Origin of the sequence: Mesorhizobium sp. 131-3-5 (assembly GCF_016756575.1) — a bacterium.
Taxonomy (GTDB): Bacteria; Pseudomonadota; Alphaproteobacteria; order Rhizobiales; family Rhizobiaceae; genus Mesorhizobium; species Mesorhizobium jarvisii.
Genome location: NZ_AP023254.1, coordinates 6158932 through 6170940 on the forward strand (window position 1 = coordinate 6158932; position 12009 = coordinate 6170940).

A 12009-nucleotide genomic window follows, 5' to 3' on the forward strand; every position below is an offset into this window, starting at 1 on the left:
CTCTACGCGGTCTCGGTGATGTCGGCTGCGGGTTGTGGCAGCCCGAGCCGATTGAAGGCTGAAAAGGAGCGTCGGATCAAATCGGCATCCAGTCCGTCAACAATGAAAACGATGCGGGAGCGGCGATCATCGGATGGCCATCCCGTCATGTGAACAGGGGGATGGACGAGATGCTGGACGCCGTGAATGGCGACGGGGTTGTCCTCTCCCTCGATGTTGAGGATGCCCTTGACCCGCAGAACCCTGTCGCCGTGCCTGTTGAGCAGCATGGTCAACCACAGTCCGAAAGCGGTCCAGTCGATGCGCGCGTCGATGGTCATGACGAAGGAATGCACCGGCTTTTGATGGGCGCTGCCGGCTTCGCCAATGACGGACACCGGCTCCTCGCAATAAAAGCCGCTCCTTGCAGGCGCGCCCTCGCCCGAACCCGATGCCCCGCTCAACAGACGATCGATATCGAAGTGATCGCCATGCGCATCGACAAAGGGAGCATCCGGATTGATCCGGCGCACGCGCTGCATAAGCCGGGCAACCGCCGGCTCGTCGGTCAGGTCGGTCTTGGTCAAAACGATCGCATCGGCGATTGCCGCCTGCCGCACCGATTCGCCATGGGTTTCGAGCTGTGCCAGGCCATTGACTGCATCAAGCGTGGTGATCACATTCGCCGCCTTGAAATGATGGCGCAGCACAGGATCGGATTTGAGGGTGGACAAAACCGGGAACGGATCGGCAAGCCCGGTGCTCTCCATGATCAGCCGCCGGAAGGGCGGCACGATGCCGCGCTCGCGCTTGGACTGCAGGTCGCGCATCGCCTGCGCCAGTTCGCCCCGGATGGTGCAGCACACGCAGCCTGATTGCAGCAGCACCATGGTGTCATCGATCCGCTCCAGCAGATGATGGTCAAGACCGACTTCACCGAACTCGTTGATCAGCACCGCTGTATCGGACAGGGCCGGATCCTGCAGAAGACGGTGCAGCAGCGTGGTCTTGCCGGAACCCAGAAACCCGGTCAGCAGATTGACCGGCGTGAAGTCGGGGAAGGTATCAGGCATCGCCGCCGCCCTCCAGCCTCTCGATCAGAGCATGAGACAGCGGATCGCAGACGCGGCCGGATATCTTTTCCGCCAGCGGCCACAGATGTCCAAGATCCTCGACCATCTCCGTCTTGCCCGTGCGGGTCGACAGAAGGAACGAGCTGCCCTGCCAGTCCGACAGGGTCATGCCGAACTCGGTGAGAATACGGCTGGCAATACGGACGCGCTTCGCCCTCTCCCGGCGGCGGTCGACACGCTCGGTGTTGCGCGTGAACACGCCCGGACGTGCAACCGCATCGGTCCAATGCTCATTGCTTCCGAGAATTCCGCACAGCGAACACATGACAAAGACCTCAGGACGGACAAGGCGCTGGCACTATCGGCCTTATTTCCGACGCGGAAAGCGCTTGGCGAAATCATCGGCGATCTCGTTCATCGTAACGAATTTGACGCCGGGATGACTGCTTATATGGGCATAGAGCCGTTCCAGCATCATCAGGACCTGTGGCCTGCCGGCGACATCGGGATGGATGGTGATCGGGAAGACCGCGTAGTCCATTTCGCGATAGACCCAGTCGAACTGCGCCTTCCACATGTCCTCGATATCGCGCGGATTGACGAAGCCATGACTGTTGGGTGACTTCTTGATGAACATCATCGGCGGCAGATCGTCGAGATACCAGGATGCCGGGATTTCGATCAGGTCCGTTTCATGGCCGCGCTTCAGCGGCACCATCCAGTCGGCGGGCTTTTTGGAATAGTCGATCTTGGTCCAGCTGTCGCCGACACGCACGTAATACGGTGTGAAATCATTGTGCATCAGCGAGTGATCGTACTTGATGCCGCGCTCCAGCAGCAGTTCGTTGGTGACGGTGGAAAACTCCCACCATGGCGCCACATAGCCGGTCGGGCGTTTGCCGGACAGTTTCGTCACCAGTTCGATGCACTTGTCGAGGACCTCGATCTCCTGTTCGCGTGTCATCGCGATCGGGTTTTCGTGGGTGTAGCCGTGGATACCGATTTCATGGCCTGCGTCCGCCACGGCCTGCATCTGTTCCGGGAACGTCTCGATCGAGTGACCGGGAATGAACCATGTGGTCTTGATGCCGAACCGTTCGAACAGTTTTAAAAGGCGCATGCTGCCGACTTCGCCGGCAAACAGGCCGCGTGAAATATCGTCTGGCGAATCCTCGCCGCCATAAGACCCGAGCCAACCGGCCACTGCATCGACATCGATGCCAAAGCTGCACAGAATTTCCTTAGCCACGTCATTTTCTCCTTGAGGTTTTCCGGTCCATTTTATGGGCTCGATGGTCTTTCAGGTCGCCGGGATGACTGTTGCCTGACCTGGGTTCCAGGCAAGCAGGATGTCCGATCCCTCGGGAAAGACGCCAGGCGGATACTTGTCGATATGGGCCTCGAGCGCGATCGCCCGCCCATCCGGCAACTCGACCGAAAGATGGGAAATGTGGCCGACGACATCGAAGCGGCTGACTTTGGCGTCGATGACATTGCCGCCAGACTGCCTGGAGATCGCAGCGCGGGTGACGCTGCTCAATGTATGAACTTCCATGGCTTCGGCCGGAATGACGACATTGACCGCGGCGCCAGGGCTCATGTCGCCATTGGCGCTGCCGGCAAGCGTTCCAAGTGGCGTGTCGACTATGGTGCGCCCGTCTTCAATGCCCCTGACCGCGCCAGTGAAGATCGTGTTGCGGCCAATAAACCGGGCAACAAACGGGGTGTTGGGACGCGTATAGAGCTGATGCGGCGGGCTGATCTGTTCGACCCGACCCTGGTTCATCACCACGACGCGATCGGAGAGCGCCAGGGCTTCCGACTGCGCATGCGTCACGAACACGAAGGTGATGCCAAGCGTCCTTTGCAGCAGCTTCAACTCGTTCTGGATGGCTTTGCGCAGATTGGCATCGAGCGCGCCCAGCGGCTCGTCCAGAAGAAGAATATCCGGCTCGACCACCAGGCCGCGGGCGAGCGCGATGCGCTGGCGCTGGCCGCCGGAAAGCCTGTCGGTTTTTTTCTCGGCAATATCGTCCAGACCAAGCTTCGAAAGCATGCGATCGACCTTGGCGTCACGCTCGGCCTTCGCCATCCCCTTGACCTCGAGGCCATAGCCGACATTGCGGCGGACCGTCATGTGCGGGAACAAGGCGTAGTTCTGAAAGATCATTGATGTCGGGCGGTCGGCAGGCCGCATGTCGTTGATGCGAACGCCCTTGACCATCATGTCGCCGGAGGAAATGCTCTCGAACCCGGCGATCATTCGCAGGGTCGTTGTCTTGCCGCAGCCCGACGGGCCGAGGAAAGCGATGAACTCGCCCTTGCTGACGGACAGGTTGAAGTCGATCACGGCTGGCGTGCCGCTGTCGTAAACCTTGCCAATCCTGTACAGTTCGAGATCGTAAATCATCGCACTCGCTTCGCAAAAAAGGGGTGGGGCGGGCAAGCAAGGCTGATCGCCCGCCCCGTCAGATATCAGGCGCTCAGGAACTCATCCCACTTCTGCACCAGGTGATCATATTCTTCCGGCCATTGGTGCCAGTAGGCGACGTTGGCCGCGCGCGTTTCGAGTGAACCGCCGTCACGCAGATCGCCTTCCTTGATGCCGCGCTCCGTGGCGCCGACCCAAGGCTTGCCTTCATACCAGAAGGCATATTTTTCCGGCGACATGACCTCTTTGATGTTGGTCGTCGGCGAATAGTAGCCCTGCTCGGAAACGATGATGCCCGGAGGACCCGACAGCCAGTAGTCGGCGTAAGCTTCGACGGCAGCCTTGTTCGGCGTGCCCTTCAGCATGGTGTTGCCGATCGACCAGCCGCGATAGCCTTCCTTGGGAATGGCGTATTTGCACGCCTTGCCCTGTGCCTTGACAGCCATGACGGCCGGCTGCCAGGCGTCGCACACGACGATTTCGCCGGAGGCGAGGAAGTTGACGAGTTCGCCGAAATCGCCCCAAAGTGCCCGGAACTGGCCGTCCTTCTTCTTGGAAATCAGGAATTTCGCAGCTTCGTCGATCTCGGCCGCCGATGCATTGCCCGGGTTCTTCACATCCGAGAGGCCAAGCGTGTTCATCGCCATCACGGCTTGGCCGAAAGCGGTCAATGGGTCGGTGTTGAGGCCGGACTTGCCCTTCCACTTGGAATCGAAAATCGCCGTCCAGCTGTTTGCTTCTTCCTCGGAAACGATGTCGGGATTGTAGCCAACGGAATCGAAGTTGAAGACCGAAGGCACCATCCACAACGCCGTCTGTGTGTCGTCGGTCCAGATCTGTCCGACGATCTGCGCCGAGGCAGGCCACTTCGGATAGGGCTTCTTGAAGATGTCACGGATGTTCGACCAGTTCTTCAGCGCCGACGTCGCGATCGGATCGGCATTGTCGGTCATGACGACGGACGGCAGACGCTCGCCAATGGTTTCCCAGACGTCATAGTCCTTGGAGCCGGACAGGATCTTGGTCTGCGCATCCGGGAAGGTTGCCGCCGTGCCCGAGGTCGAGCCGACGCCGCTTGCCTTTTTGAAGTCGGCCAGGATGCGTTCCTGAACGGTCACCGAAAGACCGATGGTGCGCAGCTGCTCGGACGCAAGTGCTGTGCTTTGCGCATAAGCGGCGCTTGAAGACAGGAAATGCGTACCGCCTCCCATCGCAAGCGCCATGGCGCCCGCGGAACGCTTCAACAGTGAACGACGATTGATTTCTGACGAAACTGACATTGCTTTGTCTCCAGTTGTTCTTGTGTTCCCCGGAGCGTCCCCTTGTGGACACCCTGATCCGTTGCTCTGGCGAATAATTCCGAAAGGCCGTTGAGGATTTTCGGAGGACGTCGTGTGCTAGTACCGGCCCACAAGGAGGCCGCCGTCCACGACCAGCGTCTGACCGGTCATGTATCTCGCGCCGTGTGATGCAAGGAACGTGATCACGTCTGCGATTTCCTCGGGTTCGCCGATGCGCCCCATTGGAATGAAGGTGCCGGCGGCTTCGGCGCCCGCCGCGCCCAGCGAATTTTCCTCCGACAGCAGCTGGGCGGTGCGGATGTAGCCAGGCGCCATGCCGTTGACGCGGATGCCGTCACGGGCGAGTTCCACGGCAAGGGCGCGCACCAGGCCGACGACGCCGGCCTTGGCGGCGGAATAGTGCACATGCTCGTCCCAGCCGTAGGACGTCCCCATGATCGAGGAGAGCGCGACGATGGCGCCGGATCTTCGTGCCTTCATTGCGGGGACCGCAGCACGCGCAACGCGGAAGATACCCTTCAGATCGATATCGAACGTCAGGTCCCACTTGTCGTCGTCAAGCGTTTCGAGCGGCGCCTTGTGGGCGATACCGGCATTGGCAACGACTACGTCGATCCGGCCCAGACGCGCCTCCACATTGGCGACCAGCGCATCGACGGCGGACGTCGAACGCACGTCCAGCGCATGGAATTCAGCCGAACCACCAGCCATCCGGATGGCCTCGACCGTGTCGTTGCCCTCGCGCTCCAGCACATCGGTGACGACGACATGGTCGCCAAGTGCCGCGAAGGCCTTGGCTGTCGCATGCCCGATGCCGATGCCAGCGCCGGTGATGAGAACAACACGGGAAGAGAGCAGCGTGTCAGTCATGATTGTCATGTCCTCGCTCACAGCATCACGTCGCCGGAATTCGGACCGAGCGTCTGTCCGACAAACAGGCTGGCCTGCGGCGACGCAAGAAAGGCAACGGTTGCCGCCACCTCCTCAGGCTCGCCGAAACGGCCAAGCGGCAGCTCGGATGCCTTGCGGGTGCGCCATTCCTGCGACAGTTCCCGAACAAGCGGTGTGTTGATGGGCCCAGGCGCAACCGCATTGACGCGCACGCCGCGGCTCGACACCTCACGGGCCAGCGACTTGGTCATGCCAATGATCGCGGATTTGGCGGCCGCGTAATGCGAAAGCTCGATACCCCCGACCTGGCCAAGCTGCGACGCGACATTGATGACGGCGCCCTTGCCGGCCTTCAGCATCGCCGGCAGAACCATCTTCGTCATCAGGAAGGTTCCGCGGACATGCACCGCAAACATCCGGTCGAAATCCGCTATTTCGAGATTTTCAAACAGCGACTGATGCACGATGCCGGCATTGTTGATCAGCAGGTCGGTGTCGCCGAAGGCCGCCACGGCCGCCGCATGGATGGCCCTTGCGTCCACTTCGGATGAGACGTCGCCGGCGGCAGCGACAGCCTTTGCGCCAGAGACGGCAATCTCCGAAACCACCGCTTGGGCGCGCCCGAGATCGAGGTCGTTGACCAATACGGCGTAGCCATCTGCGGCGAGCCGGATGGCTATTGCCCTGCCGATCCCGGAACCGGCGCCGGTTACGATTGCGCTCGCTGTCTCGCCGGGCATCATGCCTCCTCCTGGATGGCGACCCGGCGGGCACGGCGGATCGACAGCATCATCAGCGCCGCATAGGTCCCGAGCAGTGCGAAGGAGAACAGCGTCGTCAGCACACCGAACGCAAAGACGTTCGGATGGACCTCCACCGAGAACGTTCCGTAGATTGCGAGTGGCAACGTCAGGTCACGGCCCGACGCAAACAGGGTGCGCGAAAACTCGTCGTAGGACAGCGTGAAGGCGAACAGCATGGCCGAGAGGACGCCCGGAAAGATCAGCGGAAACGTCACTTTGCGGAACGTTTTCACCGGCGACACGCCAAGCGACCAGGAGGCCTCCTCGACGTTCTGGTCGAAGCGGTTGAGGATTGCCAGCATCACCAGGAACGCGAAGGGATAGGTGTAGACGACGTGCAGCACGAAGGTCGTCCCCCACCAGTGCCGGTCGATACCCAGTGCATTGGCGATCAGCGCCATGCCGAGCCCGACCAGCACACCGGGCACCATCATGCCGAGCACGATCAGGTAGAAAGCAAAACCGGAGCCGGTGAATTTCTTGCGGAATGCCTGTGCCGAGGTGACCCCGAGAACGGTCGAGACGATCATCGTCATCACCGCCAGGACGAGCGAGCGTACGAGCGCCTCCTCGATCGGCAACGGCGCGATGCGCGTCGGCGGCGTCATGCCAAACAGATGCTTGTACCAATAGACCGACCATTCGATGATCGGAAATTGCGGACCGCCTTCCGGTCCTGTCTGGAAGGAAAGGATCGCGAGAACCACCATCGGACCGTAAAGGAACACGAGGAACAGTGTCGTGTAGATGCCAAGAACCAGCTTCGTGCCGCTTGCCTGCATGATCAGAGCTCCTTCCTGAGATCGACCACACGCAGCAGCGCAGCCACGACGATGCCCATCAGGATGGTCAGGATCACACCCGCGACCGCCGCGAAGGCCCATTTCAGCGACCCGACCTGCGTCACGATGATGTTGCCCAGGAGATTGACCTTGCGGCCGGACAAGGCCGCGGACGTCGCGAATTCGCCAAGCACCATCACGGACACGAAGATCGCGCCGACCACGACGCCTGGCATCGACAACGGCAGGATGATGGTGCGGAAAATTCGCCAGAAGCCGGCACCGAGGTCCTGCGCGGCTTCAATGACGCTTTGGTCGATGCGGCCCATCATGAAGGCGATCGGCCCGACCATGAACACGCAATAGATCTGCGTCATGCCGATAATGACCGACAGCTCGGAAAACAGCAGCACCTCGATCGGCTTGTTGATAAGCCCGACACCCTGAAGAATGAGGTTGATTGCGCCCTCCTTGCCGAGCATCGGACGCCAGGCAAGAACGCGGATCAGAAACGACGTCCAGAACGGAATGACGCAGAGCACCAAGAGCACCGTCTGCACGGTCTTGTTGCGCACGAACAGCCCGACGAAGAGAGCAGCCGGATAACCAACGATCAGGGTTGCCGCCAGGACGATGAGCCAGATGCGAATTGTCGTCCAAAGCGCGCTGAGATAGGTGTCGCTGGAGAAAAACATCACCCAGCTCTTGATCGTCAGCGTCGGCGTGATCGCAAATGTGGTCTGCGTCCAGAACGAGACGTAAACCATCATCAGAATCGGCACGACGAGAAAAAGAACCATCCAGATCACGCCAGGCGCAAGCAGCCACAACGTCCTGTCGGGCATTTTCCTTGCGGGCCGGTCGGCGGACGCCGGTTCAGCCGTGGCGGCAGTCATCGCCATCGTTCACAATCTCCATTCCGCAGGCAGACACAGGACCCAAGCGCGTTTCATGCATAGACAAGTGCATTCTGGCGTTTCCAGACGAGGGCGTAGCGGCCGTGCGGCACACAGGTCTGTGGCGCGGCCTGGCTGAGATGGGACTCGACCTCGATCACGCGCCCGTCATCGAGCGAGAAAAACGAATTGATGGCCGCGCCCGAATACTCGTCGGCGATGAACGTGCCCTCGATGCGGACTTCCTCCGCTGTAACAGGGGCCGCGAGCGGCCTGACGGAGATCCGATCGTAACGGATGGCATAGGCTGGTTGACCGCGCACATCGGCCTTCTGCCCCTGCAACGGAAACCTTCCCACCGGACTGATGAAATCGTCCTTCGAGAGCTGTCCCTCGAAAAGATTGTAGCAATTGAGAAATCGTGCCACGGCCGCGGACCGCGGCCGGTTGTAGACGGTGTCGGCGTCGTCAGCCTGCGCGATGCGTCCGCGATCCAGCACGAGTACGGTGTCACCCATTGCCAGTGCCTCGGTTTCGCTGCCGGTCACATGCAGAAACGTTACGCCGCAGCGCTCGCGGATCGCCCGCAGCTCGGCGCGCATGCGCGTGCGCAAATTGGCATCGAGCGCGCCAAGCGGCTCGTCCAGCAGGACCAGCGACGGCTCGGTTATCAATGTTCGGGCCAGCGCCACGCGCTGACGCTGGCCGCCTGAAATCTGCGCGACGCCTCGGTCTTCAAGACCGGTCAGACCGACCAGAGCGACGATATCCTTGACCCTGGCGCGAACGACGGCCGAATCCGTGATTGGATTCAATTCCCGGTTCTCCAGACCGAAAGCTATGTTACCCGCGACGGACAGGTGCGGGAACAGAGCGAAATTCTGGAACACGAAGCCGATGTTGCGGCGATGCGGCGGAACCGCTTCGACGCGTTCGCCCTTGAAAAGGATGCTGCCGCTATCGGGAGCCTCGAAGCCGGCAATCACGCGTAACAGGATTGTCTTGCCCGATCCACTCGGACCGAGAAGCGAGATGTAGGCATTGTCCGGCAGCGAGATATCGATGCCGTCGAGCGCCCGCAGCGCGCCGTACGCCTTTGTCACCTGAGAGAGCTGCAAAACTGCCGCCACGATTTCCCTGCCGGTTTCTCACAAGTAAACTGTCGCTTACGTCACCGCGCGGTGACGCGGAAACGTTTCCGCGAACGGGCAAGCCGATAGCGGTTGCGCGCATGATCTGCGCGCATTGAAGCAATCCGTTTCTTGTGGTTGTGCTCATCCACCTCGGGATGCTTCTTCCGGCATCCGCTTCAAAATTTATGACATAAATGATTTTTGTATTCAATAGGCTTTTTAGCGTTTCGCTATTTTGAGCGCATCGCGTCAAATGGCTGACCGGCGCTGGCGCCTGCATCGACATTTCACAAACGGCTTTCCCCTATCGAAATGATCAATAGGCTTGTAACGGAGCAACAATTTATGCCCAGGCAATGCGAAAACGCTGCCTGTTTGGTGCAAACAGAGCCTAAATTTACGGCACGAACCTCACTCTCAAGCGCAGATTCGCTGACTGCCATGGGTTCAAAGCAAGCGCCATGCCAACTATACGCGCGCCGAAAATTTTGGCGTTGCCGCTCTGGCTTTTCAGATTTTGTATGCAAAAGTCATTATTTGTCGATGTGAAACGTTCGCAAAATAGCGTACACACAGGCATCCAATTTCCTGTTCTCATCAGGGTCAAAGACGGAGAACGCCTCTCGCCATGACACGCAGCAATGCAGGCCAGAACACGCAGCGGCGCTACGAAATTGCAGAAGATGTGCTGCGCAACAATATTAAGGACGGGTTGCTTCCTCGCGGGCTGGTTCTTCTTGAAGGACCGATCGCGGAAATCCTTCAGATCTCTCGGGCTCCCGTTCAGCGCGCACTTCTACGCCTCGAAGCCGAAGGCCTTGTCCATCGCTTCAAGGGCAGAGGTTTTCTTGTCGGCCCGCAAGGTCGCGATGTCGTGCCCAACCGCACCGACATAAAGTCGCTCGGCCTTGTCGTTCTGCAGCATGCCGATGAAGCGCTTCAGAGCCGCTCGTCCTGGGAGCGCATCTACAACACGGTCGAAGCCGACGTCGCCGGCTGCGTCGTTTTCGGCAAGTACCGGATCATCGAGATAGAAATCGCCAATCACTTCAATGTCAGCCGTACGGTGGTGCGAGACGTCCTCAGCCGCCTGCAGGAACGTGGCCTCGTGCGCAAGAACCAGAGTTCCCATTGGATGGCCGGCCCCCTCACCGCCCAGACGATCAAGGATCACTTTGCGCTCCGCCGCATGCTGGAGCCGTCGTCGCTGCTGGCGGGTGCGCCGCTCATCGACCGCGACAGACTGACAAAGCTCTTCAGCCAGCTTGTGACCCTTGAGGAACTGGATACCACCGATCACCTGAAGAACATCGAGGAGCTTCAAACGCGGCTGATCGAAACCTGCATACTGACCACGGAGAACGAGCAATTGCGCGAGCTCATTCGCAACAACCTGCTTCCCGTCGGCGCGTCCGAGCGGCTGCTGCGCAAGCTCGGGCTTCCCGGTGATCCGACGGTCATCACCGAACTGCGCCTGATTGTGGAGCTTCTCATCCGCGGTGCGGTGACAGCAGCCGCCGCGATGCTGGAAACGCATCTCGACGCGGCGATGAAACGCATGATTGCCCAGATGAAAATCGTCGCGATCATTCCAGGCCCGAGTGTGACCGCCGGTTATCTGACGCGAGTCGAGTAGCCGGCCTATAACTATCTTCATGTTCACGGCGCTGAACAGCGTACCGATCACCTCATATCCTTGGTGCTCGTCTGTTCGACGGTTGGCGCGAATGCGATCCAACCGCGGCGCGGTCTCAAAAGCCAACCAGATCGCCGCCCTTCAATCCCAGTATCGCGCGGGCCTCCGACGGGGTGGCGATCTCGTGGCCGAGTTCGGTCAGGATGGCGCGGATCTTGCGTACCTGTTCGGCGTTCGAGCCCGCAAGCTTGCCGCGGCCGATATAAAGCGAGTCCTCCAGCCCGACCCGCACCGAACCGCCGAGCATGGCGGCCTGGGTGGCGAATGGCATCTGGAAGCGGCCGGCAGCCAGCACCGACCAGCGATAGTCCGAACCGAACAGCTTGTCGGCCTTGTGCTTCATGAAGGTGAGATTGTCCATGTCGGGGCCGATGCCGCCGAGAATGCCGAAGATCATCTGGACGAAGAAAGGCGGCTTCACCAGGCCGCGATCGACGAAATGCGCCAGACTGTAGAGATGGCCGACATCGTAGCATTCATGCTCGAACCTGGTGCCGTGGCCGTCTCCGAGCAATTTCAGGATGCGCTCGATGTCGCGAAACGTGTTGCGAAAGATGAAGTCATCAGTGCCGCGCAGATACGGTTCCTCCCACTCATACTTCCACGACGAATAGCGGTCGGCGAGCGGGTAGATGCCGAAATTCATCGAGCCCATGTTGAGCGAGCACATTTCCGGCTTGGCCAAGAGGGGAGCGGCCAGCCGCTGCTCGACGCTCATGTTGAGGCCGCCGCCGGTGGTGACGTTGATGACCGCGTCGGTCGCCTGCTTGATGCGCGGCAGGAACTGCATGAACACCGCCGGGTCCGGCGTTGGACGGCCGTCCTTCGGATCGCGTGCGTGCAGATGCAGGATCGAGGCACCGGCCTCGGCCGCTTCGATCGACTGGCGGGCAATGTCGTCCGGCGTGAAAGGCAGCGCATCCGACATGGTCGGCGTGTGGATGCCGCCGGTGACGGCACAGGTGATGATGACTTTCTTCGACAGGTCGGCCACGGGCTGGTCCTTTCCTTGCACGGGAAGCGA

Annotated in this window: 12 protein-coding genes; 1 reads left to right on the forward strand and 11 read right to left on the reverse strand. The window is 60.3% G+C overall.

Annotation, left to right across the window (positions count from 1 at the left end; genetic code table 11):
- Positions 1-2: 2 nt before the first annotated feature.
- From JG747_RS30025 to JG747_RS30070, 10 genes are all read right to left on the reverse strand, one after another.
- Positions 3-1052 carry a CobW family GTP-binding protein gene (locus tag JG747_RS30025; protein ID WP_202360613.1) on the reverse strand — a complete coding sequence of 350 codons (1050 nt, stop codon included), beginning with the start codon at positions 1050-1052 and terminating at the stop codon, positions 3-5.
- Positions 1045-1377, reverse strand: coding sequence for a hypothetical protein (locus JG747_RS30030; RefSeq protein WP_064986271.1), 333 nt, complete (start codon positions 1375-1377; stop codon positions 1045-1047). Before JG747_RS30030 ends, JG747_RS30025 begins: the two co-directional genes overlap by 8 nt.
- Positions 1378-1419: 42 nt before the next feature.
- Complete coding sequence (locus tag JG747_RS30035) at positions 1420-2301, reverse strand: polysaccharide deacetylase family protein (RefSeq protein WP_019860221.1); 882 nt, start codon at positions 2299-2301, stop codon at positions 1420-1422.
- 51 nt (positions 2302-2352) lie between these two features.
- Positions 2353-3462, reverse strand: coding sequence for an ABC transporter ATP-binding protein (locus tag JG747_RS30040; RefSeq protein WP_019860222.1), 1110 nt, complete (start codon positions 3460-3462; stop codon positions 2353-2355).
- Positions 3463-3527: 65 nt separating this feature from the next.
- Positions 3528-4763, reverse strand: a complete 1236-nt coding sequence (locus JG747_RS30045) for an ABC transporter substrate-binding protein (RefSeq protein WP_202360614.1) — start codon at positions 4761-4763, stop codon at positions 3528-3530.
- Positions 4764-4880: 117 nt separating this feature from the next.
- Positions 4881-5654 carry an SDR family NAD(P)-dependent oxidoreductase gene (locus JG747_RS30050; RefSeq protein ID WP_027047213.1) on the reverse strand — a complete coding sequence of 258 codons (774 nt, stop codon included), beginning with the start codon at positions 5652-5654 and terminating at the stop codon, positions 4881-4883.
- Positions 5655-5671: 17 nt separating this feature from the next.
- Positions 5672-6418: an SDR family NAD(P)-dependent oxidoreductase gene (locus JG747_RS30055; RefSeq protein ID WP_120145541.1), complete on the reverse strand. Its 747-nt coding sequence runs from the start codon at positions 6416-6418 to the stop codon at positions 5672-5674.
- Entirely contained in the window at positions 6415-7260 is an 846-nt protein-coding gene (locus JG747_RS30060; RefSeq protein ID WP_019860226.1) for an ABC transporter permease, read from the reverse strand. The genes JG747_RS30055 and JG747_RS30060 overlap by 4 nt, the downstream gene beginning before the upstream one ends.
- Positions 7261-7262: 2 nt before the next feature.
- Positions 7263-8162, reverse strand: coding sequence for an ABC transporter permease (locus JG747_RS30065; RefSeq protein WP_019860227.1), 900 nt, complete (start codon positions 8160-8162; stop codon positions 7263-7265).
- Positions 8163-8209: 47 nt separating this feature from the next.
- Entirely contained in the window at positions 8210-9286 is a 1077-nt protein-coding gene (locus JG747_RS30070) for an ABC transporter ATP-binding protein (RefSeq protein WP_027047215.1), read from the reverse strand.
- A gap of 631 nt (positions 9287-9917) precedes the next feature.
- Here JG747_RS30070 and JG747_RS37690 point away from each other — a divergent pair.
- Positions 9918-10925, forward strand: coding sequence for a GntR family transcriptional regulator (locus JG747_RS37690; protein WP_019860229.1), 1008 nt, complete (start codon positions 9918-9920; stop codon positions 10923-10925).
- Positions 10926-11040: 115 nt separating this feature from the next.
- On the opposite strand, the gene JG747_RS30080 is transcribed toward JG747_RS37690, so the two are convergent.
- Positions 11041-11913, reverse strand: coding sequence for a 3-keto-5-aminohexanoate cleavage protein (locus JG747_RS30080; RefSeq protein WP_236952381.1), 873 nt, complete (start codon positions 11911-11913; stop codon positions 11041-11043).
- Positions 11914-12009 lie beyond the last annotated feature (96 nt).